Origin of the sequence: Corynebacterium bovis DSM 20582 = CIP 54.80, assembly GCF_030408615.1 — a bacterium.
Lineage (GTDB): Bacteria > Actinomycetota > Actinomycetes > Mycobacteriales > Mycobacteriaceae > Corynebacterium > Corynebacterium bovis.
In genome coordinates, this window is the sequence record NZ_CP047187.1 from 2,316,095 (window position 1) to 2,339,994 (window position 23,900).

Sequence of the window (23,900 nt, forward strand, 5' to 3'; positions counted from 1 at the left end):
CAGCAACTGGCAGCTCCGGGTCAAAAATCGCCTCCTTTTTGACCCCGCACTGCCAGAAGCCCACATCACCGCCACTCCGGTGACCCCGCACTGCCGGCAGCTCACATCACCGGCGCTTCCGGTCAGTCCTTCTCGATCGCCGCGATGAAGGCGTCGAGGTCACCGGGGTTCCGGGAGGTGATGAGCCGCCATCCGTCGGTGTCGCAGACCACGACCTCCTCGTCGTGCCAGGTCGCGCCCGCATTGACGAGGTCGGGCCGGATCGAGGAGAAGGACGTGAGGTTCTTCCCCTTCGCCAGCTCCGTGTCGACGAGGACCCACGGCGCGTGGCAGATCGCCGCGACCGTCCGGCCGGCCTTCGCCTGGGCGGAGACGATGTCGCGGATGCCCTCGTCCGCCCGGGCGGTGTCCGCGTTGACGGTGCCGCCGGGCAGGACGATGACGTCGAACTCCCCGGTCACGTCGGCGAGCGCGGTGTCCGTGGGCACGGTGACGTCTGGGTTCCGGTCGTCGGTGACGGTCTGCACGTCCCCACCGCCGGGGGTCGCGACGGTGACCGTGTGGCCGTCGGCGCGCAGGGTCTCGAGGGGCTGGACGATTTCGGGCTTCTCCACGCCGTAGTCGGTGGACAGGATGAGGATGTTCTTCGCCATGTCGGGTGTCCTTTCGCCGTTCGGGTGACGGCCCGCAGGTCCGGGGGCGGGCCTCGTCCGCGACCGTACGCCCCACCGCCGCCCCCGCGCCGTGGCCGATCCTGCCGACCCGGCCGCGCCGTGGCCGCCCCGGCCGCCCCCGCCTGACCCACACCCCCCCGCGCCGCCCGCACCCGCCGACCCACCCCGCGCCACGCCACTCCGCCCCGCTCCACATCACGCGGCCCGCCACCGCCGTGTAGCACGATTCGCCGCGCTCCGCAGCCGCCCGCCCCCGCGGCCCACCACGGCCCCGGCACCGCCGTGTAACACGAATAGCCCCACGCCACGCCGACAGCTTCAGTTTTTATGCTCATCGGCAGTACGCCTTATACTCACCCAGCCCACGGCTTCACATCACCTGCCCCCAGGCGGCCGCCGGGCCCCCACACCTCACCCACGCAAGGAGATTGGACGTGATCCCCCAACGCCGACTTCTCGCCGCCACCCTCGCCGCCTCGGTGAGCGTGCTCGCGGCCACCCCCTCCCCCGCACTCGCCGTCGACGGCCAGCACCAGAACATCATCTACGCCGCGGGCGTGGACGTCCGCGGTGCCGGCGTCCAGGCCTCCCCCGGGTCGACGGCCACCCTGTCCTGGGACGTCGTCGTCGTGCCGACGGACGCCGGGAACCGCCGGGCCGTCGGCCACGCCTACCTCGTGAGCCTCCCCGCCTCGCTGACGAACGTCCGCTTCACCGTGACGAGCGTCCCGCCGACGACCGACTTCAACGACCGGAACCCCTCGGTCCCGATCGGCCCCGTGGAGGCGACCGTCGTCGACGACGCCACCCGCTCCGCGCGCTTCCCCTCCGCCGAGGAGTACAACCAGGGCCGGGACACCTTCCAGGTCGGCCGCGTCGGCCCGGACGATTTCGCCCCGGACTACCTGCAGGACGGCCCGTACATCCCCGCCCAGTACTTCCGCCTCACGACGGCGACGGGCGGGGCGACGACGTTCCGCATCACCGCCGAGACCACCGTCCCCGCCGACAGCGCCCCCGGCGTGCTCCGCATCCCGGTGCGCGTCGAGAACGAGACCGTGGCGGACTCCGCGGACGGCCTGGGCACCTTCGTCGAGGGCGCGCGGAGCCTCCTCGACCTGCGCCGACCGGCCGACACGGGCCTGCCCGCCCCGCAGAAGATCGGCTTCGTCCTGCCGTTCGACCGTTCGATCCCCGGCGACATCACGTGCGCGGCGACCCAGTGGACGGGCGACCCGTACGCCCCGGGCACGGACCACGAGAACACCCTCGTGGACTACAACGCGGTCATCATCGGCGACGACTTCGCGACCCGGTACATCGGCGCGAAGGAGGACCTCTGCGACCGCGCGGTCAACGAGGTCACGGTCATGCCGGGGGCTGTCCCGCCGGGGAAGGGGACGACGGCCACAGGGACGACGGACCCCTCCACGGCCCCGGGCACCTCCACGGCCGGGACCACGTCGGCCGCCCCGGCAGCCCCGACCGCCTCCGCGACGGAGACGACGGAGCCCACGCCGGGCACCTCCCCGGCGGAGACGACGCCGGCCGCTCCGGCGACGGAGACCGCTCCGGCGACGCCGACGACCGGGACCACGGAGCCGACGTCGTCCGCCCCGGCGGCCCCGACCGCCACCCCGACGGAGACCACGCCGGCCGCGCCGGCGGCTCCGACCGCCACCTCGACGGAGACCACGCCGGTGACCACGGAGACCACGCCGGCCGCCCCGGCGGCTCCGAGCGCCACCTCGACGGAGACGACCCCGGCGACCCCGGCGACCACGTCGGCCACCCCGACCGCCGCCCCGACCACGTCGGGCACGCCGACGACGTCGAGCGTCGCCCCGACCACGCCGTCCGCCCCCGGTGACGGCGGGTCGGTGACCGGCTCACTGACCGGTTCGCTGCCCGGTTCGCTCGACGGGTCGCTGACCGGCTCACTCACCAGGCCGTCGGCGCTCATCCCCGCGCTCGTCGGGTCCGGCGCGGGCGTCCTCGCCGTCGGGCTCCTCGGCGGGCTGGTCTCCGGCTCGTCCGGGGCCGGCGCGCACCCGGGCCTCCCCGGGCTTCCGCCGCTCCCCGACTTCCCCGCCCTCCCCGGCCTCCCCGCGCTCCCGGGCCTCGCGGGCTCGGCGGCCCCGGCGGGTGCGGGTAGCGCAGCGGCACCGACGACCACCCCGGTCCCGAACGGCGCAGGGACCGCAGGCAACGCGGTGCCGGCTGTCACGGGCGGCAGCACGGTGACCCCGGGGTCCGCGGCCACGGCCGCGACCGGGTCCACCGCCGCGCAGACCACCGCGCAGCCCGCCGCGCGCGCCGAACTCGCGCGCACGGGTGTCAGCGACGTCGCCGGCGCGGTCGCGCTCGCGGCCCTCGCGCTGGTCGGCGGCGCGACGCTCCTCGTGCTGCGCCGCCGCGCCTGACGCTCACCCGCGGCACCCCGGCCCCGCACCCGCGCACGGGCGGCACCCCGGAGGCGTCCGTCGTCCCCCGACCCCGGACGCACCCCGCCCCGACCCGCCCCCGGACGCACGACGGCCCCGCACACTCCCTCGGAGCGCGCGGGGCCGGTGGCCGCCGGGTCGGCGTCAGACAGCGCCGGACAGCGCCGGTCAGCGTCGGTGACGCGTGACCGCCGCGTCAGTACGCGTCGTTGTCCGTGATCTGGAGCTCCGAGTACCGGGACTCCGGGGACGTCGCGTGGTACGGCTTCCCCTCGGCGTGCCACACGAGGTCGTCGCCGCAGCGGACGTCCTGGGCGTCGACGTCGAGCATCGTGAAGCCCCAGACGAGCCGGCCCTTCTTGTGCGGGGCCAGGTCGTACGGGCCGACGACCTGCTTGAGCTTCCAGGAGATCTCGTTGACGTAGCTCATCCCGAACGCCAGGGTGAGGTACTTGGCGATCTCTCCCTCGCCCTCGCCCTTGGCGCTGACCTCGGTCGTCTGCTTCCGGATGTCGGTCACCGTGTGCTGGACCGGCACCTTCTCGTCGTTGAGGTTCTGCACGCTCGACGCGTCGGTCTGCTTGAACCAGCGGCGCTTCGCCTCGACGTACGTGCCGACCGACCCGGGCGGGGTGCACCGGGTGCCCGGCTTGTAGTCGTCGTTCCACCGCTGCGGGAGCTCGAAGTCCCCGCCGAAGCCGGACGACGCGGTCTTCTGGCCGGTCGTGTCGACGGGGGCGGGCGTCGCGGCACCCGCCACGGCCGGGGTCCCGACGACCGTCGCGGCCGCCAGCACCGCCGCGGCCGATGCGGTGGCCGCCCTCCGCAGGGCGGTGGTGTGGGCTGTCCTCATGGACGCCTCCTTCGGTTTCCGGTGGATGGGTTCCGGTGGATGGGGGTGGGGGGGTGACGGACTAGCCCGTCATGTCCTTGTTGTCACGGGTGCTGACCTGCACGGAGCGCTCCTTCGGGAGGCTGGCGGTGAAGGTCTGGCCGGTGCCCTGCCACGTGTGGTCGGAACCGCAGACCGTCTTCTCGCCCTCGAAGTCGGAGACGACCCAGCCGGCCTTGAGCACGGCGGTCTTGCCCGGGGCGATGTTGTACGGGCCGACGGTCTCGCCGACCTCGTAGGTCTGCGTGTCGGTGTAGCTGCTGGAGAAGGTGAAGTGGATGAGGTCGAGGAGCTTGAAGTCGACGCTCGCGGAGACGTTCCACGTCTTCGTCTTCGTCTCGGTCACGGCGCGGGTGACCGGCAGCGGCTCGTCGTTGAAGTTGGACACGGTCCACGTGCCGGCGGAGCCGTCGAAGTACGTGCGCTTGATGTCGATGGTCTGGCCCCGGTCGCCCGGGTTGACGCACTTCTCGCCGATGGTGGTCGGGTTGGCGGGGCCGAGGTCACGCTGCGGCAGGGCGGACGCGGCCGGGGCCTGGAGCGCGGCGGCGGCCAGCACGCCGGTGGCGGCGGTCGCGGTGAGGATGCGGCGGACGGTCATGATGTTCTCCTCTGTCAGGGGTGTGCTGAGGTCTGTGGGTGGTGACGGCCACGGTCGGTGACGGCCGGGGTGGGGTCGGCAGGGGGTCGACGCCGACGGCCGGCGTGGTGGCCGGTGGTGACGCTGGTGCCCGGGCCGCCCCGGAGCCCGCACGGTCACCGGACGTTCGTCCGGCGGACCGCCCGGTGCCCCGGGGCGGGGCGGGGCGTCAGGACCGGTTGGTCTGCGTCGGGACCGGCAGGTCCCGCCACTCGTCCGGGGTGATGTCCAGCGTCCGGGTGCTGCCGTCCTTCGCGGTGACGACGGCCTCCGCCCAGAAGCCGCTCGGGGCGGACGCCTGGCGGAAGGCCAGGGGCTTGCCGGTCGAGCAGTTGAACTCGCGGTAGTTGATGCGCGTGAGCGTCGTGCCGTACTCGACCCGCACCTTCTCACCGGCCTTGAGGTCGACGGGCTTCAGCGCCGTGCCGACCGGCATGTACGCCCGGCCGACGACGCCGACGGAGGCGAGCCAGCCGTCCGGGATGCCGTCCGGCGTGCCGTTCCAGTTGCTCTGGCCGGTGTACCAGGCGCCGACGACGTTGTCCGTCGTGGGCTTGAACTCGTAGTCCGCGGACGACCAGTTGAGGAACGACTGGGAGAAGCCGGGCTTACGGATCGTCGGCTCGGTCGTCGTGATGTCCAGCGGGTAGTACCCGTGGTCGCCCGGGGCGCACTTCCCGCCCTCCTTCGGCCAGGACGGGTCACGCTGGACCGGGACGTCGGGCTCCTTGATGTAGTCCTTCTCCGGGTCGGCGACCTTCTCCAGGCTCGGGCCGTAGACGTTCGTCGTGTCGTCCGGGGTGAGCCGGGACGCGGCGCCCGGGCCCCGGGACGGGATGTTCAGGCCCTTGTCGGAGATGGAGCCGTCGGCGTGGACGACGTAGGCGAAGGCGTAGCGCTCCGCGGGGCCGGTGCCCCGGATGACGTCGGCGCCGAGGGCCCCGCCGAGGGTGCCGTTCTCGCAGGCCTGGAACACGGCGACGAAGTCCTTGATGAGGGTGCCGTACTCCACGCGGAAGGACTCGCCCGGCTTGAGCTTCACGGGGCCGATCGTCTCGCCCTCGAGCCAGCCGTTGGACTCCTTGAGGCCGATGTCCGACTTCGCGGTCGTGTCCCAGCCGGAGGGCAGGGCCGCCCGGGAGTTGGAGCTGATCTGGTGGTTCGTCCCGGTCTCGACGGTGGCGGTGTAGTCGATCTCCTGGTCCGTCGTGTTCTTGAACTGGATCGTGCCGTCACCCTCGTAGCGGCGGGCGGTCTCACCGTAGTGCCACTGCGGGTAGCCCTCCTTGACGGACTCCCCGACCGTGCAGGCCTTGTTGAAGTTCGTGATCGGGATCGCCTGCGCGCGACCCGGGACGTCGTCCGTCGCGGCGGTCGCGGCCGGGACGGCGGAGGTCGCGCCGATGATCGCGGTGGCGGCGAGGACGGCGGTGGTGATCGAACGGAAACGCATACTGTGTCCCTTTCCTTCTGCGACCCACCCGCCCCACTGTGGTGGACTGTGGTGGTCCGGGCCGCGGTACACAGTGACCGTAACGCCCATCCCCGCCGTCCGCTAGAGTTCGGGCTGGTCAGGGGTAATTTTCGACGCCGCGCACCAGTGCAGCTCCCTTTCGTCTATCACAGTGCGTGCACCGCGACACGCCGAGCCGAACAGTGGGTCCGCGGATTCACAGGGACCCCACAGCGCGCAGCCACCCCCGCGTCAGGCGGGGGGTGCGTAGACGAACGGCCACCCCCGTAGACGAACGTCTACGCTCCCCCGCCCCCGGCCGCAACACCCCAGGTGGGCCCGGGATCCGTACTGCACGACAGCAGCCCGGCGGGTCGGCACCGCCCGCCGGGCACCCCCGTCACGGCTTACAGGTGACGATGGGCGCGGGGTCGTACGTCGTCGTCGTGGTCTTCCGCGACAGCTGGCGGCCGGTGAGGTCCCGCACGGTCCGGGTGTCGGTGACGGTGAACCCGCGCTCCCCGGACGACGGGCTGCACGTCGGGCCGCTGAGTTCCCGGCGCGGCGGGTCGGTGAAGTTCGTCTTCGGCCCGGTCTGGGAGTCCACGGTGACGTGCCGGACGCCGCGCAGCTCGACGGTGACGGAGTCCGCCCCGGCGGTCGCGGTGATCATGACGGGCGTGTCGAAGGGGTTCTTGAACTGCAGGTCGATGGCCCCCTCGTACACCGTCGCCTCGCGCCCCGCGGGGTACCGGCTGATGTAGTACGAGTGCGGGGTGTGGGCGACGTCGTCCATGCCCGCGAAGTAGGAGGCGTTGTACAGCGTCGTCGCGAACTGGCTGATGCCGCCGCCGACGGCCTTGTCGGCGTGGCCGTCGAGGATGATCCCGGACTCCACGTAGCCCTGGGCGCTGCCGCGCGGGCCGGTGTAGCCGTTGAGGCTGAACGTCTCGCCGGGCAGGACGATCGCCCCGTTGACCTGCTCGGCGACGCGCCGGATGTTCGTCCCCGAGGCGGCGGTGAACCCGCCGGTCGTGAACGTGCCCATGACGTCGTCGAACGTCGCCTTCTGGGCCATCTCCGTCGTGTACGTCGCCTTGCGGTCCTCGTAGGTGACGTCCCAGTCCCGCTTCGACACGTCGAGGAGTTTCTGGTCGAGCGGGTCGAGGGTCCGGTCCCACACGATCTCGGTGCCGTCCTGGGAGGGGACGACGGCCAGTCCCCCGCCCTGCGCGGTGAACGTCGCGTTCCGGAACTGTGTCTCGGTCGACGCGAGCTGCGCGGACAGGATGCCCTGCGCGACGTCCCGGTGGTAGTTCGGGGTGAAGTGGTCCCCGGCCGGGTCGAAGGTCACGATGCGCGACATGTCCGTCGGCTGGAGTACCCCGTTGACCCCGTCCCGGCCGTGGAAGACCACCGGGGACGCGGTGACCTTGCTGACGACGTCGCGGACCGCCGCGTCCGCCGCCGACCGCCGGAGCGCGGCCTCGACGACGTCGGCCGGCACGGTGACCGTGTGGGAGGTGTTGAGCCAGTTCTCCCGGACGAGCGTGCTGAGCACCGCCGGGTCGACGGTCTGCCCGGGGACGTCGTCGGTGATGTCCGGCCGGCCGTCGGGGCCGATGGACAGCGCGGCGTCGGACGGGTCCCGCTGGAGTTCCCCGCCGACGCGGTCGAGGGTGCGGTTGAGCGGGGCGTCGGTGATGCGGCTGACGATGCCGACCTCCCGCTTCTCGAAGAAGCTGCGGATTCGGGTCACGGGGTTGAGCGGCTGCCGGCCCGCCTGGTCGACGGTCCGACCCCAGTCCACGTTGAGACCGGACGGGGCGGGGTCGATGACGGAGGACATGTTCCCGGCGACGACGGTCACCGGTTCCCGGAGCCCGCCCTCGAGGTTGTTGCGGAGCCGCTGCTCCGCCTGCTCCTGGTCCAGCCCCCCGATGTCCACGCCGCCGACGGTCACGCCGCGCGGCACCTGCCCCTCCGACATGAAGTAGTCCACGCCGTAGAGGATGCCGCCGAGGGCGATGAGCCCGATGAGCCCGCCGCCGAGGCAGCCCACGGCCCCCCACCGGCGGCGACGGGGTTCGTCGTCCTCGGCGGGGTACCCGTCGGGGTCCCGGGGGAGGGCACCGGTGGGGTCCACGTACTGTCCGCCTGCGGGGGCGTGCGCGCCGGCCGGGCCGTACGCGGCGTCGCCGTACGCGCCGGTGCCGGTCGGGGCGTCCTGCCCGTCGGCACCCGCGGCGGGATGGGGGTCCTGGTTGTGCACGCGTCCACCATAACGGGTGGAGTGGCCCGGCGGGTACCCGACGACGCCCTCCCGGGGCCGGTCAGGGGCCGTGAGGGGGCCCGACGGCGGCGGGGAGGGGGCGGTCCGGGGACCGTGCCGGGACCGTGCCGGGACCGGTGGGGTCCCGGTCCCCGGAGGGGTCGACGCCCGCCTCAGCGGCAGTCCGCGCCCGCGCCCCGGGCGAGGTCGCCCGGCCGGAGGGTGCCGTCGTCCACGGCGGCGACGACGGCGTCGAGCATCGCCGTGACGTCGTGGCTCTCGGTCGTCAGGGGCCGGTCCGCCCCGGCCCGCAGGGCGGCGACGACGCTCGCCGGGCCGTCCATCGTCCCGCTGATCGCCTTCATGCCCGTGAGGTCGTCGGTGTACACGGTCCCGTGGAACGGCGCGGCCCCGGGCCAGCCGTCGCGCAGCATCCGGTAGGCCGCCGGGTTGACCGACGACGGTGTCTCCGCCCCGCGCACCCCGTCCCCGCCCCCGGTCGCGGCGTCGGCCCCCGGGACCCGGTCCCCGCCCCCGGTCGCGGCGTCGAGCCCCGGGACCTGCACGTGCCCGACCATGACCCCGACCCCCGGCATCCGCGACAGCGCGGCGAACGGTTCGAGGTCCGGGCCGATGCTGTCGAGCGGGGGCGTCGAGACGCTGCCGGTGTGCGAGTCGCCGCTGGCGTGGCCGTGACCCGGGAAGTGCTTGACGACCGGCGTGACCCCGGCGTCGAGCAGGCCCTGCGCGTACGCGGTGGCGTAGGCGGTGACCGTCGCCGGGTCCGGGGAGAACGCGCGGCTGCCGATGACCCCGGCGGTGGCGTCGGCCCCGCCGTCGAGGTCGATGTCCGGCGCGAAGTCGACGGTCACCCCGAGGGCGCGGATCGCCCGGCCGTGGTCGGCCATGAGCGCCCGCACCTGCTCCGGGGTCATCGTCCCGGCCATCCGGCGGGCCGAGGGCAGCTCGCCGGCGACCTCCGCGAGGCGCTGGACCTCCCCGCCCTCCTCGTCGACGCTCACGGTCAGCGGCTCGCCGGCGCGGCGTTCCAGTTCGGCGAGGCTGCGGGAGGGGTCCCCCCGGCCGTTGAGGATGCTCATGTCCGTGCCGGAGCCGATGAAGAGGTGGCGGACGCCCTGGTCGACGGCCGCGGCGGCGTCGTCGAAGCCCGTCACGCCGACGGCGAGGGTGCGCGCGGCCCGCTGCCGGGTGTCGAGGTGCGCCACGCACGCGGGGTCACCGGAGGCGTCGGTTCCGGTCGCGGGGGACGACGCCGACCCCGCCGCGGCGGTCGCCGTCGTCGTCGCGGCACCGTCCGCGCCGGTCACGGACGTGGAGCCGGGCGCGTCCCCGGATCCGGTGCCGGTGCCGGAGCAGCCGGCGAGGAGCAGCGGGGCGGCGACGGCCGCGGCGGCGAGCACCGCCCGGGGCGACGGGGCGGGCGAGGGCGACGGGGACACCGCCCGGGCGGCGCGCGGGGTGCGGGGGTCCCGGGCGGTGCGCGCGGTGCGGGGTGCGCGCGGGGTGCGCGGGGCGGCGGGGTGGGCGTGGTGCGGGCTGCGAAGGGGCACGGGGGCCTTCCGGTCGGTGGTGTCGTGGGCACGGCGGGGTCGACGCCCGTCCGCGGACCGGCGGACGTGACCCCGTGCCCGTACTACGGTAGTAGCCATGACTGAGACAGCGACCGGCACGGGAGGGCACGTCGGGAACCTCACCGGTGACACGGCCCTCATCGCCTTCGACGGCTCGGACGAGGCCCGCACCGCGATCCGCGAGGCGGCCCGGTTCCTGAGCAGCTCCACCGCCTACATCCTCACCGCCTGGGAACCGATCCACCGGCAGGCCGCCCGGGCGGCGGGGATGAGCGGCATGATGCAGCACGACTGGGCGAGCACCGCCGCGGAGGAGGACGACGACCCCGCGTACCGCGAGGCTGTCGCGATCTGCCGGGAGGGGGTCGAGCTCGCCCGGTCGCACGGGTTCACGACGGAGCCCTACCTCGTGGAGTCCGCCACCGCGGTGTGGAGCGCGATCGTCGACGCCGCCGAGGAGCTCGACGTCGACGTCATCGTCGCCGGGACCCGGGCCCTCAGCGGGTGGAAGTCCCTGCTCCAGTCCAGTGTGTCGGACAGCATCGTCAAGCACGCCGGGCGGCCCGTGCTCATCGTCCCGCCGGCCGGCGAGGGCCGGGGGCGCGACGGCGACGGCGACCGCGACGGCCGCGACGGCCGCGCGACCGGGCACGACGCCCCCGACACGCCGGGGTCCTCCGCGACCCCGACGTCCCGGTAGACTTCCCGTGCCTTTCGAGATCCGGACCGACCGCCGGACGGGTGCCGGACGCGTCGCCGTGCCCGCCGCCGTCGGCGTCGTCCTCGGCGTCGGCGTGACCCTCCTCCTCGGTGCCGTCGCGGACACGAGCCGCCTCCCGGCGTCCCCGACCACGCCGACGGAGTCCGTCACGGGCCACGCGCAGCCCACCGGGCGGCCCACCGCGGAGCCCGCGGAGCCCGCGGGCGCGACCGCGACCGCGACGTCCGCACCCGGAGCACCGGCACCCGCCGCGTCCGGGACGACCGCGCCGTCCGCGCCGTCCGCGCCCGGGTGGTGAGCGCCGCATCCACCCCTCCCCCACGTCCCCGGCACGAGCACCACGAGCACGACGACAGGACCTGTCAGCCATGAAGAAGCTCCTCACGACCGCCGCCATCATCGTCGGCACGGCCCTGCTGGTCATCTGCGTCGCCGTGCCGGCGTACGTCGTCCCCCGGGGGAAGGTGCTGCCGAAGGACATCGACTCCCACACGGTGACCGACCCCGTCGGCGGGATCGTGCTGGACTCCGCCGCGCTCGCCGCCGGACGCCCGGCCGCCGACCGGCGGCGGTCCCCGGAGTGCGCCGGCGATACCCCCCGCATCAGCTGTTTCATCGCCACCGACGTCCCGCTGCAGTCACGGACGCAGCTCACCGCGCGGGAGCCGTCGTCCCGCAAACAGGTCACCGTGGAGGCGACGACGGAGCTCACGCGCACCGACGCCCCGGCAGACCGGGCGTCGCTCGGCGGGACGGTCGACCGGGTGACCCTCGACCGGGAGACCCGGTTCCCCGTCAACGAACCGGTGTCCACCCTCACGGCCACGGACCCCACCGGGACCCGCCGCACCGAGACCCCCCGGTTCATCCGCTCGGGCCTGGACTACCGGTTCCCCGCCGACACGGAGAAGAAGGCGTACCCCTACTTCGACACGACCGTCCTGCGCAACAAGGACATCGACTTCGTCGACGAGGAGAAGCGCGACGGCGAGACGGTGTACCGCTTCGAGCAGACCGTCGACCCGACGGAGATGTACCCGGCGCTCGAGGCGATGCTCCGGTCCGACGGCAGCCTCTCCGACGGCGACCGGGAGATGCTCGACCCCCTGCGCCACACCGCCCCGGCCGCCGCGTGGGGTCTCGACCGGGCGGAGGTGCCCGGCTGGTCCGCCACCGACCCGCGGGGCCCGGACGTGCGGATGAGCCGGTACTACACGGTGAACCGGACGGTGCTGGTCCAGCCGGACACCGGCATCATCGTCGACGACGCCGAGGACGTGTGGGTCTACTACGCCCGCGACGACGCCGAGGCGCGGCGGTTCGCCACCCCGGAGAGGCGGGGGCAGGAGCTGCGCTCCCCGCGCCGCACGGTCCTGGAGTTCCCCGCCCGGTGGGACCGGGCGACGCAGGACGAGCAGATGGCGCTCGCGAAGGACGGGCTGCGGGCGCTCGCCGTGGGCGAGGAGGTCATCCCGTGGGCGGCGGGGATCCTCGGTGTGCTGGCCCTCGTCGCGGCGTGGGCGGTCCACCGCCCGCGGCGGGGCGCCCGCGGCTGAGCGGCGCGGCGCGGCGGCCGAGCGGCGCGGCGCGGGCGGTCACGCCCCGCCCCCGAGCCCGGCCCGGTCCCGCCCCGCCCCCGGCTCAGTCGAACCAGATCCTCGCGAGGACGCCCCACTCCGGGTCCTCGGCGACACTCGCCTCGTCCCCGAGGGCGGCGAGACGCCGGGAGAGGTCCGCCGGGATGTCCTCGACGGTGTCCACCGGGATGCGCAGCACGAACGCCGCGTCCTCCTCCGTGCTGAGCCCGAGGAGCTCCGTGCCCCACCGGTCGTGGAGGTCGCGGAGGATCACGGAGAGGTCGGCGGGCATGCCCGCGTTGGCGCAGCCCCACCAGGGCAGCGCCGCCGGGACGTCGTAGGAGGGGCAGTCGACGAGGACGGCCAGGCCCTGCTTCCACATGTGCCCGGAGTTGAGGCCGCACCAGATCTCGTCGAGGTCGTCGACGACGTCCGGGGCGGCGTCGTCGTCGCCGTCCAGGGTCGCGGGGTCGACGGAGAAGCTCTCCCAGGCGGCGTCGACGTCACCGGCGTCGTCAGCGTCGGCGTCGTCGGCGTCGGCGTCGTCGGCGTCGAAGGGCTCGCCGAAGAACTCGTCGTCCTCGAGGCCGCGGGTGTCCTCCGGGTCCTCCCAGCCGTCCTCGGACCGCTCCCAGAACAGCAGGGTCCAGCCGGGGTTGTCGCTGTGGAAGGTCCGCCAGCGGTCGAGGTCGACGGCCTTCGCCGCGTCGACGACGGCGACGGTGTGCCTGCCCCGGACCGCGACGTGCGGCGGGTCCGGGAAGTCCGCGGGCAGGGGTGCGGGTGTGGTGTCACTCATGGGTGGGTTCCTTTCCTGCGGTGCGCCTGCCCGGTGCGTCCGTGGTGGGCGCGGGGCGTGGCGCGGTGCTCGGTGTGTGTGGACGGGTTCCGGGCCGGTGGGGGTCCGTCTGTCAGGGGACGACGGCACCTCCCGGCGACCGGGGCGGCGAACGGTGGAGTGCCCCTCTGCGGTGTCGGCCACGGGTGTGCGCCGGGGCAGCCGACGGGGCCGGGGTCACGTCATGTCCGCCGCCCCCGGTGCGCGGATGATCTCCGGGCCCAACCCCCGGAACGCCTGGTAGTGCTCGAACGGGACGCGCTCACCGACATCGAACGGCTCCTGCCCTTCGGTCCACACGGTCAACAACGTGCCGTCGGTCCCGTAGAACCCGTCGTCGAACGGACGGATCCCCAGCGGCGCCAGGATCCGGTTGACATCCCGGAAACTGAACCGCCGCCACAACTCCTCCCGACGACGCCGATCCGCCACCGGGTCATCCTTCGTTTCATGCCCGCTCTGCAACTCCGGCAGCTCAGGGTCACCGAGCAACGCACCGACCAACTCACTGCGCGCCCGCGTCACCTCACCTCGATCGTGGCCGAAGATGTAACTCGTGAAGTCACTGACCGACGCCAATTCACGCTCGTCCTCATGTGTCCGGTGCAGCGCGGAAACCTCCAGCCCGCACGCCCCCGACGTCGTGTACCTCCGCCGGTCCGGTTCCTCCGACTCGTACCGCGGCCACGCCACCACCCGCACATGCGCCACCTCCGGGTCCCGCCCCTCCTCCTGAGCCCGCCGCCACAACGACTGCATCACCTCCCCGGACAAGCCATAGGTGAAGAACGCAAAACTCAGCCTGAGGGTCCACCTCGAGTTATGCCGGTCGGACGAGGAATGAAACACCGCATTCCACTCCGGCAACACCATCGGCACCACCAGCACCCGCGTGACCCGGTTCTGCGGCAGCAGCAACCCCGGAATATCCTCCCGCCGCGCCCGCACCTGCTCCCGGTGCACCCACAGCGGAAAACCCCAACCGTTGCCGTCCTCCGTCGGGTTGTCAGACTCGACGACCCGCGTGAACGCCCCGGCGATCTCATCGACCGACGCCCGCAGGAACGTCACCTCCCGGCTCACCGGTGACAACGACCCCCGGAACTCCTCCGGCAACCCCGGCACCGACCGAAACATCCTCACCACCGCACACACCCCCTGCCGGGATCCTCCCGCCACCCCGGGAGAAACAGGTCCCGGTACTGCTCCGCGTCAGCCACCCCGAACTCCTTGTCCGCCAGCGCACTCACCCCGAACGTCACCGCCGGGCCGCAGTAGAACTCCTTCGAGAACAGATCAATCCCGAACACCGCCGCCGCAGCGGCCAACTCCTCGTCACCGAACCGCGCCCGCAACGGACCCTTCTTCGACCGCAGCTTCTCCATCCCGGGAAACGCGTACTCCGGACCCTCCAACCAGTCCGTCACCGGCTGCAACCGCCACGACTGCGACAACTCGAGACCGATTTTCCGCCAGCCCCGATCGAAATTCTGGTACCGGATAAACGTCTCCGAATCCCAGAACTCGATCCGGCTGCGCCAATTGTGTTGCCACCCGGGGATACTCTCCGCGAGATACTCCCCATCCGGGTACCGGTTCACCAGCACGATCTCATAGTCCGGGACCACCTGCCGGGCCACCGTCGACTGCAGCCGCCCGTCGATTCTGTCGACATACTGGTAGCTCGCCCCGATCCACGCGATCCACCGGGGATTCGCCGTCTGGATCAGGGTCCCGAACCCCGGGTACCGCGGGTCCTCTGCGAGCCGGAACTCCCGGACCCAGTCGTCACCGACCCGGTCCCGCCAGTGCTCCCGCACCGACCAGTCACTCGGAGCCCGCTCCTCATCGGCCGGCGACAGGGAAAGATACTCCGCCGCTTCACAGACGGTGTCGAAGTCCCCGTGAATGAACATCATCGAGTAGCTCAACGGAGCCACCTCATCGATAGGAGCACTGAAGTCCGATCTCCCGCGCGCCCGCCTCCCGGCCATTCACCGCCTCCTTCCTCCACATGACACAGTATGACACTTATGCTTCACATCAGTCTACCTTCTTCGATTGCTCGAGGGCAGCAAACGCCGGGGCGTTCTTGTCGAGCACCTCCCGCAGCTCCTTGCTCAGCAGCGACCCGTCCTTCCCGCTCGTGAGCTCCACGAGGAACACCTTCGCGTTCGGGTCGGCGTCCAGGAGCTGCTCCGCGTGGCCGATGCCGCGGTTCGACGACTTCGTGTCGAATTCGATCTTGACGTTCACGTCGCCTTTTTCACTCGCCGTCGCCACATCCGGGCGCCCCCGGCTGCGCGCCACCCGCTCATAGACTTGATTAGCCAACTTCCTGACCATCGAGATATCCCGTTGATTCAGACGGGCAAAGGCGGCGCCATTGGACCTCGCGAACCGGATCTCCGCCGCCGCCATCACATTCTGGTACCGATCCTGAGCAATCTTCCGTTCCTGTTCGGCTGCATTGAGAAGACCGAGATCACGGGTGGGGCTGGCCGGGTCGATCCCCTGATTGAGCCGGTGCGGGGCCTTGATCTCGATGTCGTGCTTCGTGATCTTCGCCTTCAGCGATTCGACGATGCCCCCGATATCGTCCGGGAGCTTATGCCCCTCGGGGAACCGATCAATTGCTGCTTCACTGAGTTCCCGGGTCTTGTCCCACCGCTGGAAGACATTGAGCTCATCCGGCGTGAGCTCGTTGATGTTCACCCGGTAGTAGCTGGCCCGCTTCGGCTTCAGGTACGGCGCCGGACACGAGGCCGCGACCTGCCGTAGGACCCCCGCGCCCGCCGCCGCCCACCGGTACCCCGCGGTGAGCATCCGCGCCGGCCCGCTGAACCGAGCCGGGCGCATCGCGCAGGCCGGGGCGTCGAAGACCGCGTCCGCCTTCTTCACCCGGGCGGCCTTGCGGGTCTTCCACGCCGCCGCGACGTCGTCGACCTTGCTGATGATCCAGCGGATCGTGCTGAAGTTCCTCGCGACCTTGAACCCGACCTTGACGATCGGCCCCGCGAAGTTCAGGAGGGTGAGCAGACACCCGGAGAGCTCGCCCTTCGCGCAGTCGAGCAGGTCGTTCACGCCGATGATGTCGAGGAGCAGATCGAGGGCCTGCTGGCCGACCGTCTCCTTGAGGACGTCGAGGAAGCTCGCCGGCGCCGGGTCCTCCCCCTGGGCGACGAGGTTGTCCTGGATCTCGGCCTGCTCACGTTCCTGCAGCTCGACCGCACTCGCGTAGGCCTCGGCGGCCGCATCGGACGCCCGCTGCGCATCCTCGCCCGCCGCCACAGCGGAGGCCCGGGCGTCCCGCGCCGAGGCCGCCGCCTCGGCGGCCGCGGCGGACGCGTCGGTGGCGAAGGACGTCGCCCGCGCGGCGTTCGTCGTCGCCTGCTCCGCGTCCTGCTGCGCGGCGCGGGCCGCCTGCCAGGCCCGGGTCTGCTGGGCCTCCGCGAAGCGCAGCGACTGCTCCGCCCGGCCGACGCTCTCCCGCGCGGCCTGCGCCGCCGCCTGCGCCTGGCCCGACCAGCCGCGCGCCTCGGCCGCGAACTCCGCCGCCCGGGCCGCCGACCCGACCGCCCGGTAGTGCGCCGCCCGCGCATCCGCCGCCATCGCCGACGCGGAGTCGGCCACCCGGCGGCCGGACTGGAGCATCCCCGCGATCTGGGCGTCGTGGGCCGCACGCTGGTCGTCGAGCCCCTGCCGGACGTACTGCCCGACCACGATGAAGTCGTTGAGCATCGCCCGGTCACCGACGACCGCCGCCTGGGCGGCCGCCTTCACCTCCGGGCCGCCGCTGTCGGCGAGTGCGTACGCCTCCCGGATCTGATCCACCTGACGTGCCCGTTCGAACCCGCCCCCGGTGACGAAGCCCTCGAGGGCCGGGGCCGTGTTCGTCCGCAGCGCGTCGTCCGCGGCCCGGGTGACCGCGGGACCCGCGCCCTCGCGCAGCGCCCACGCCCTCGCCCTGAGGCCGGGGAGACGGAGCTCGGGGACGGTCGTCGCCAGGAACTCCGCCACCTCGTCCGGCCCCGCGTCGGCCATCCGGTCGGCCGCCGCGCGGACCGCGTCGTCCGGGTCCGTCGCCCAGAGGTTCCGGACCCGGGTGGCGTTGTCCGCCGCCACGGCCTCCGGGTACGAGACGCGGACGAACCCCCGGAGGTCGTCCGCCGTCCCACCCTCGAGAGCGACCCGGGCGGCCCCGGCGACCGCCGGCCCGCCGACCTGCGCCGCGGCGACGACCGCGCCGCGGACCTCCGCGGAACCCGGGTCAGCGGTCGCACCGGCACCGTCGAGGACCGCCATCCGCGCCGCGAGGTCGTCCCGCCGCCGGGCCGTCTCCTCCGCCGCGGCGTCCCGGGCGTCCTGCGCCGCCCGCGCCGCGAGAGCCCGGTCCCGCAGGAACGCCCCCTCGGCGTCGAGGCGGTCCCGGGCGACCGCGCCCGCGACCTCACCCACCCGTTCGGCGAGGTCGATGTTCTTCCGCGACGCCTCCGCCGCGGCCGCGGCGTCGTCGGCGTGGCGGCCCGCCATGCGCGCCGCGTAGTCGGCGTTGCCCGCCTCGCGCACCGCCGCGTCCGCGGCGTCGGCCGAGCGGGAGGCGTGCTCGGCGGCCTCCGTCGCCGCCCGCCGGACCTCGTCGACCAGCGACCGGATCCGGCCGACGATCCTGTCGACCTCCCCGGCCGCCGCCCGCGCCCGACCGGCCGCCGCCCGGGCCCGCGCGGCCCCGGCCCGTGCCTCCGCCGCCGCGCCCTCACTGACGCCGGCGGCCTGGGCCGCCTCCCCGGCGGCGGCCGCCGCGGCGTCCGCGTTCGCCGCGGCCGACCCGGCCGCCCGGGCCGCGTTGTCCGCGTGCCCCGCCGAGGTCGCCGCGAAGTCGAACGCCGCCGCCGAGTCCCGCGCCGCCTTCGCCGCGTCCCGGGCCTGCTCCGCCGCGATCCGGGCGTCCCGGGCGACGGACGCGTCCCGGGCGGCCGCCGACGCCCGCGCCGACGCCGCACCCGCGGCCGCGCGGGCACGGGCGGCGGCCGAGGCGGCCCGCGACATGGCATCGGCCGTCTGCTGGAGGGCCCGTCGGGCATCCTGCGCCGCGGCGACCGCCTGATCCGCCACCTCGGCGGACCGGTTCGCGAGCGTCCCCGCGGCGTTGGCGGCGTTCTCCGCGCGGACCTGCGCGTCACCGGCCTGCCGGGCCTCGTCCCGGGCGCGGTCCGTGGCCTCCCGCGCGTTCTCCGCCGCCCGGGCCGCGCGGTCCGCCTGCTGCAGGGCCAGGCTCGTGGCCTCGTTCGCCCGGGCCGCCTCGTCGACGGCCATCGTGACGAGGTCGCTGACCTGCATCCGTTCGGCGTCCTGGGCGGCGGCGACGAACTGCCCGTAGCGCAGGAAGCTCTCGATCGCCTCGTCGGTCCCGATGCGGACCGCCTGCTGCGCGTTCGCCGCGACGGTGGGCAGCGGCGACTCCGTGAGCTCCTAGACTTCCCGACGCTGATCCGCGCGCTGCGCCCGGTCGAGCCCCTCCGCCGCGAACTGTGCGAGAGCGTCGGGTTCCGGCGACCGGAGGACCGCGTCCGCGGCGCGTTTGACGCTGCTCCCGTCCGGGGAGCCGGCGGCCTCCCACGCGGTCGCGCGGTCGTCGTCGGCCTGGGCCCGCTTCCACCCGTCCCCGAGGAAGTCCCCGATCTGCTCGATGGACCCGTCCGCGATGAGCCGCCCGGCCTCCCGGGCCCCGCCCTACCCCTCACGTCCCGCCGCTCACCCGGCCGTCGGCACCCGACCCCACCCCTCCCACGGCTGCGCCCGCACCCTCCCGCGACCCCCGCACCTCACCCCGCCTGCCCCCCCCGCACCCACACCCGTCCACACCCGGCCTCACCGACCCCGCCGCACCCCACCTCCGTCCGGGGCCCGCGCCGGGGGTAGCGTCGAACAGGACGGCCACCGACCGCCGCACCATGACGCAGGTGGACAGACCCCGGGTACCACCCCCCGGACGACGGGTGCCGAGGCACCCGCGCCGGGGGGCCGGAAGACACAGAAATATAAGTACCCCCGGCCACCGCCCGGGCGTGCCCGCCCGTGACCACCTTCGTTATAGTGACCCAAGACACATACTCCCTTTTTTCTGAGCGAGGACCACTATGACCAGCACGACCGGCTCCGGCATCCCCGAGGCCTACATCTACGACGCCGTTCGCACACCACGCGGCAAGGGCAAGCCGGGTGGATCGCTGCACACGGTCAAGCCCGTCTCCCTTCTCACCGGACTCATCGAGGCCATCATCGAGCGCAACCCGGGCATCGACCCCGAGCGCATCGGCGACATCATCACCGGCTGCGTCACGCCCGTCGGCGACCAGGGCATGGACATCGCCCGCACCGCCGCGCTCTCCGCCGGCCTGCCGTTCAGCACCACCGGCGTCCAGATCAACCGCTACTGCGCCTCCGGCCTCACGGCCCTCAACCTCGCGGCGGGCAAGATCCGCTCCGGCTGGGACGACCTCGTCATCGCCGGCGGCGTCGAGTCCATGTCCCGCGTCCCCATGAGCTCCGACGGCGGCGCCATCGCCATGGACCCGGAGACCTCCTTCTCCGCCGACTTCATCCCCCAGGGCATCTCCGCCGACATCATCGCCACGCTCGACGGGGTCTCCCGCGAGGAGCTCGACGCCTTCGCCGCCCGCTCCCACGAGCGCGCCACCGCCGCCTGGGAGGACAAGCGCTTCGACCGCACCGTCGTCCCCGTCCGGGACATGAACGGCACCCTCCTGCTCGACCGGGACGAGACGATCCGCCCCGGCACGACCGCGGAGTCCCTCTCCGGTCTCCGCCCCGCCTTCGCCGTCATGGGTGACCAGGGCGGGTTCGACGCCGTCGCGCAGACGAAGTACCCGCAGCTCGAGACCATCAACCACGTCCACCACGCCGGCAACTCCTCCGGCATCGTCGACGGCGCGTCCCTCATCCTCGTCGGCAGCGAGCAGGCCGGCGCGGACATGGACCTCACCCCCCGCGCCCGCGTCGTCTCCGTCGCCACGACCGGCGTCGAACCGACGATCATGCTCACCGCCCCCGCGCCGGCCGCCCGCGCCGCCCTCGCGAAGGCCGGCCTCGAGCCCGACGACATCGACGTGTGGGAGATCAACGAGGCGTTCTCCTCCGTCGTCCTCCGCGCCCAGCGCGAACTGAACATCCCCGACGAGAAGCTCAACATCAACGGCGGCGCCATCGCCATGGGCCACCCGCTCGGCGCGACCGGCGCGATGATCACCGCGACCGCCGTCGACGAGCTCCACCGCTCCGGGGGCCGCTACGCCCTCATCACCCTCTGCGTCGCCGCCGGCATGGGCGTCGCCACCGTCATCGAGCGGGTCTGACACGCCCCGTCACCAGACACCCCCACCCGTCACCTCCGAAGGAGACAACACCATGAGCGACAACATGATCACCTGGGATCTGGGCAGCGACGGCGTGCTCACCCTCACCATGGACGACCCGAACCAGCCCGTGAACACCATGAACGCGCTGTTCGCCCCGTCCCTCCACGAGACCGTGGACCGCCTCGCCGCCGCCGTCGAGGCCGGCGAGGTCACCGGGGTCATCCTCACCTCCGCGAAGAAGACGTTCTTCGCCGGCGGCGACCTCAAGGACATGATCACCGCCGGCCCGGACGACGCCCAGGCCATCGCCGAGAACACCGACGCCATGAAGGCGGACCTCCGCCGCCTCGAGACCATCGGCGTGCCCGTCGTCGCCGCGCTCAACGGCGCGGCCCTCGGCGGCGGCCTCGAGATCGCCCTCGCCTGCCACCACCGCATCGCCACCGACGCCAAGGGCGCGAAGTTCGGCCTCCCCGAGGTCACCCTCGGCCTGCTCCCCGGCGGCGGCGGCGTCACCCGCGTCACCCGCCTCCTCGGCCTCCAGGCCGCCCTCACCAAGGTCCTCACGACCGGCCGCCAGTTCTCCGCCGAGGGCGCCCTCAAGCAGGGACTTGTCGACGAGGTCGTCCCCGCGGACCAGCTCCTCGACGCCGCCCGCGCCTGGCTCGCCACCGACCCCGAGCCGGTCCAGCCGTGGGACCGCAAGGACTACCGCGTACCCGGCGGCACCCCGACCACCCCGAAGCTCGCGGCGATGCTGCCGTCGTTCCCCGCGAACGTCACCAAGCAGATCAAGGGCGCGCCGATGCCCGCCCCGAAGGCGATCCTCTCCGCCGCCGTCGAGGGCCTGGCCCTCAAGCGCATCGAGGACGCCACCGCCGTGGAGACCCGCTACTTCGTCGACCTCGTCACCGGCCCGACGGCGAAGAACATGATCAACGCGTTCTTCTTCGACATCCAGCACTGCACCGGCTGCGGCTCCCGCCCGACCGCCGAGGACGGCACCCCCTTCGAGCGGACGACGTTCCGCACCGTCGGCGTCGTCGGCGCCGGGATGATGGGCGCGGGCATCGCCTACGCCTGCGCCCGCGCGGGGATGGACGTCGTCCTCAAGGACATCTCCACCGAGGCGGCGGAGAAGGGCAAGAACTACTCCGAGAAGCTCGAGGAGAAGGCCCTCGCCCGCGGCAGGACCACCGAGGAGAAGTCGAAGGCCCTCCTCGACCGCATCACCCCGACCGTGGACTACGCCGACCTCGCGGACGTCGACCTCATCATCGAGGCCGTCTTCGAGAACACCGAGCTCAAGCACAAGGTCTTCGCCGAGATCCAGGCCGCCGTGCCGGACACCACCGTCCTCGGCTCGAACACCTCCACCCTGCCGATCACCGGCCTCGCCGAGGGCGTCGACCGGCCGGAGGACTTCATCGGCCTGCACTTCTTCTCCCCCGTCGACAAGATGCCCCTCATCGAGATCATCTCCGGCGAGAAGACCGCCCCGGCGACCCTCGCGAAGGCCCTCGACTTCGCCAAGCAGATCCGCAAGACCCCCATCGTCGTCAACGACTCGCGCGGCTTCTACACCTCCCGCGTCATCAGCCTGTTCCTCGACGAGTCCCTGCGGATGCTCAGCGAGGGCATCGACCCGGCGGTCATCGAGGCCGCGGGCCGCCAGGCCGGCTACCCCGCCCCGCCGCTGCAGCTCGTCGACGAGCTCAACCTCAAGCTCGTCCGCAAGATCAACGCGGAGAACACCGCCGCCGCCGAGGCCGCGGGCGCGTCCGTCAACGACGGCGGCGTCACGGCGATCGTCGACAGGATGCTCGACGAGTACGACCGGCCCGGCAAGCTCGAGGGCCGCGGGTTCTACGAGTACGACGAGGACGGCCACCGCGCCGGACTGTGGCGCGGCCTGTGGGACGAGCTCGGCGCCGGCACCGTCACCGTCCCCGACGGGGAGACGACCGTCGCCGGCTCCGGGCTCGACACCGCCCACGGCGACGGCCCGCTGCTCATCGACCTCATCGAGCGGATGCTGTTCATCGAGGCGCTGGAGACGCAGAAGTGCGTCGACGAAGGCGTGGTCGTCGAGGACGCCGACGCGAACATCGGGTCCATCATGGGCATCGGCTACCCCGCCTGGACCGGCGGCACGCGCCAGTACATCAGCAACTACGTGCGGCCCGCCGCCGCGCCGCTGCCCGAGGGGGCCGGCGCGGACTACCCGACGACCGGTCGCGAGGGCTTCGTCGCCCGCGCCCGGGAGCTGGCGGAGCGCTACGGCGACCGCTTCGCGCCGATGAGCTCGCTCACGGCGTAGCGGCGCGCGGGGGGGGGGCGCGGCTCTCGGGGGGGCGCAGCACGGGGGGCGCTGGGCGGCGCGGCGCACGTCAGCAACTGGCAGCCCCGGGTCAAAAAACGCCCGAAAAATGACCCGCCACTGCCAGTAGCCCACACAGCCGGCGACCAGCACGCCGCCATCGAGTTCAGAGCGGTTTCGTACGCAGCCGTGCGCCGGCTGATGCCGGCCGCCGCCGCACCGTGACGTAGAGTGACCGGGTCAATTCCCCCACGTCCGCTCCCCGGTCACCGGCGCAGGGGCGCCCCCGGCACCCGACCGGCGCCGCGACACGAAAGGCCCCATGCTCTCCTCACTCGTCGACTCCGTCGTCTCCCTCGTGGACACCTTCGGGGGCCCGGGCGTCGGCCTGGCGATCCTCGCCGAGACCGTCCTCCCGTTCATCCCCAGCGAGGTCATCCTCCCGCTCGCGGGGTTCACGTCCACGCAGGGGCAGATGAGCGCGTGGAGTGCGTTCATCTGGGCGACGGTCGCGTCGACGGTCATGGGGTACATCCTGTACTGGGTCGGCGCGGCGATCGGCGCGGTGCGGCTGCGCCGGTGGGCGGACCGGATGTGGCTGACGGAGGCGGCCGACGTGGACCGGGCGTTGCGCTGGTTCGACCGTTTCGGGTCCGCGTCGGTGCTCATCTGCCGGATGCTGCCGGGCCTGCGGGTGCTCATCTCCGTGCCGGCGGGGGTGCACCGGATGCCGCTGGTGCGGTTCGGTGTGCTCACGACGGTCGGGAGCATCGTGTGGAACGCGGCGTTGATCTGGCTGGGGATCGCGCTCGGTGAGAACTGGCACCGGGTGTCGGACACCATCGAGAAGTACTCGGTGTGGTTCTACCTCGCCTGCGCGGTGGCGGTGGTCGCGGTGCTCGTCGTGCTCGTGCGCCGGGCGGTGCGTCGCCGCGCCCGGCCGGTTGCGGGGACCGTCCCGGGGGACGACGCCGCCTCCCCCCGCGACGACGCCTGACCGGTCCCCCACGCCCCCGCGGCGGGGCGGTGCCCCGGCCCCGGCCCCCCGTGTTCTCCGGGGGCCGGGGCCTTGTTGTCCGGGGTGCTCAGACCCCGCTG

Annotated in this window: 16 protein-coding genes and 2 pseudogenes; 7 read left to right on the forward strand and 11 right to left on the reverse strand. The window is 73.2% G+C overall.

The window, feature by feature from the left end:
- Positions 1–122 precede the first annotated feature (122 nt).
- On the reverse strand, positions 123–653 hold the full coding sequence (locus tag CBOVI_RS09500; protein ID WP_010267486.1) for a protease: 531 nt from the start codon (positions 651–653) through the stop codon (positions 123–125).
- A 455-nt stretch (positions 654–1,108) separates the two neighbouring features.
- Here CBOVI_RS09500 and CBOVI_RS09505 point away from each other — a divergent pair, with 455 nt between their 5' ends.
- Positions 1,109–3,097, forward strand: coding sequence for a hypothetical protein (locus CBOVI_RS09505; RefSeq protein WP_183273742.1), 1,989 nt, complete (start codon positions 1,109–1,111; stop codon positions 3,095–3,097).
- Between the two features lie 217 nt (positions 3,098–3,314).
- Here the strand turns inward: CBOVI_RS09505 and CBOVI_RS09510 are convergent, their stop codons facing one another.
- The 5 genes from CBOVI_RS09510 to CBOVI_RS09530 form a co-directional block, all read right to left on the reverse strand.
- Positions 3,315–3,971 carry a hypothetical protein gene (locus CBOVI_RS09510; protein WP_010265973.1) on the reverse strand — a complete coding sequence of 219 codons (657 nt, stop codon included), beginning with the start codon at positions 3,969–3,971 and terminating at the stop codon, positions 3,315–3,317.
- A gap of 61 nt (positions 3,972–4,032) precedes the next feature.
- Entirely contained in the window at positions 4,033–4,611 is a 579-nt protein-coding gene (locus tag CBOVI_RS09515) for a hypothetical protein (protein ID WP_010265970.1), read from the reverse strand.
- Between the two features lie 208 nt (positions 4,612–4,819).
- Positions 4,820–6,103: a hypothetical protein gene (locus CBOVI_RS09520; protein WP_010265967.1), complete on the reverse strand. Its 1,284-nt coding sequence runs from the start codon at positions 6,101–6,103 to the stop codon at positions 4,820–4,822.
- A gap of 400 nt (positions 6,104–6,503) precedes the next feature.
- Complete coding sequence (locus CBOVI_RS09525) at positions 6,504–8,093, reverse strand: VanW family protein (RefSeq protein ID WP_125186338.1); 1,590 nt, start codon at positions 8,091–8,093, stop codon at positions 6,504–6,506.
- 455 nt (positions 8,094–8,548) lie between these two features.
- Positions 8,549–9,946 carry a glycoside hydrolase family 3 N-terminal domain-containing protein gene (locus tag CBOVI_RS09530; protein WP_232625721.1) on the reverse strand — a complete coding sequence of 466 codons (1,398 nt, stop codon included), beginning with the start codon at positions 9,944–9,946 and terminating at the stop codon, positions 8,549–8,551.
- 97 nt (positions 9,947–10,043) lie between these two features.
- Here CBOVI_RS09530 and CBOVI_RS09535 point away from each other — a divergent pair.
- The 3 genes and pseudogenes from CBOVI_RS09535 to pgfA form a co-directional block, all read left to right on the forward strand.
- Positions 10,044–10,550, forward strand: a pseudogene (locus tag CBOVI_RS09535) (universal stress protein); the annotation flags it as partial.
- 124 nt (positions 10,551–10,674) lie between these two features.
- A complete protein-coding gene (locus tag CBOVI_RS09540; RefSeq protein ID WP_183273743.1) occupies positions 10,675–10,986 on the forward strand; it encodes a hypothetical protein in 312 nt (103 codons plus the stop codon).
- 70 nt (positions 10,987–11,056) lie between these two features.
- On the forward strand, positions 11,057–12,244 hold the full coding sequence (gene pgfA, locus CBOVI_RS09545) for a cell envelope lipid trafficking protein PgfA (protein WP_125186483.1): 1,188 nt from the start codon (positions 11,057–11,059) through the stop codon (positions 12,242–12,244).
- An 85-nt stretch (positions 12,245–12,329) separates the two neighbouring features.
- On the opposite strand, the gene CBOVI_RS09550 is transcribed toward pgfA, so the two are convergent.
- The 5 genes and pseudogenes from CBOVI_RS09550 to CBOVI_RS10835 form a co-directional block, all read right to left on the reverse strand.
- Positions 12,330–13,064: a hypothetical protein gene (locus tag CBOVI_RS09550; protein ID WP_010266213.1), complete on the reverse strand. Its 735-nt coding sequence runs from the start codon at positions 13,062–13,064 to the stop codon at positions 12,330–12,332.
- Positions 13,065–13,280: 216 nt separating this feature from the next.
- The gene (locus tag CBOVI_RS09555) at positions 13,281–14,186 is read right to left on the reverse strand and encodes a hypothetical protein (protein WP_125187364.1); all 906 of its coding nucleotides are present in this window, start codon (positions 14,184–14,186) and stop codon (positions 13,281–13,283) included.
- A gap of 56 nt (positions 14,187–14,242) precedes the next feature.
- On the reverse strand, positions 14,243–15,034 hold the full coding sequence (locus CBOVI_RS09560; RefSeq protein ID WP_125186432.1) for a hypothetical protein: 792 nt from the start codon (positions 15,032–15,034) through the stop codon (positions 14,243–14,245).
- Between the two features lie 112 nt (positions 15,035–15,146).
- Positions 15,147–18,443 carry an ALF repeat-containing protein gene (locus CBOVI_RS09565; protein WP_183273744.1) on the reverse strand — a complete coding sequence of 1,099 codons (3,297 nt, stop codon included), beginning with the start codon at positions 18,441–18,443 and terminating at the stop codon, positions 15,147–15,149.
- A 33-nt stretch (positions 18,444–18,476) separates the two neighbouring features.
- Positions 18,477–18,557 (reverse strand): annotated as a pseudogene (locus CBOVI_RS10835) (hypothetical protein); the annotation flags it as partial.
- Between the two features lie 686 nt (positions 18,558–19,243).
- Between CBOVI_RS10835 and CBOVI_RS09570 the strand changes: the two are divergent.
- The 3 genes from CBOVI_RS09570 to CBOVI_RS09580 all read left to right on the forward strand — a co-directional run bounded on the left by CBOVI_RS09570 (position 19,244) and on the right by CBOVI_RS09580 (position 23,799).
- Entirely contained in the window at positions 19,244–20,479 is a 1,236-nt protein-coding gene (locus CBOVI_RS09570) for an acetyl-CoA C-acetyltransferase (RefSeq protein WP_010266487.1), read from the forward strand.
- Positions 20,480–20,531: 52 nt separating this feature from the next.
- Positions 20,532–22,802: a 3-hydroxyacyl-CoA dehydrogenase NAD-binding domain-containing protein gene (locus CBOVI_RS09575; protein WP_010266483.1), complete on the forward strand. Its 2,271-nt coding sequence runs from the start codon at positions 20,532–20,534 to the stop codon at positions 22,800–22,802.
- A gap of 322 nt (positions 22,803–23,124) precedes the next feature.
- A complete protein-coding gene (locus CBOVI_RS09580; protein ID WP_010266480.1) occupies positions 23,125–23,799 on the forward strand; it encodes a DedA family protein in 675 nt (224 codons plus the stop codon).
- Positions 23,800–23,900 lie beyond the last annotated feature (101 nt).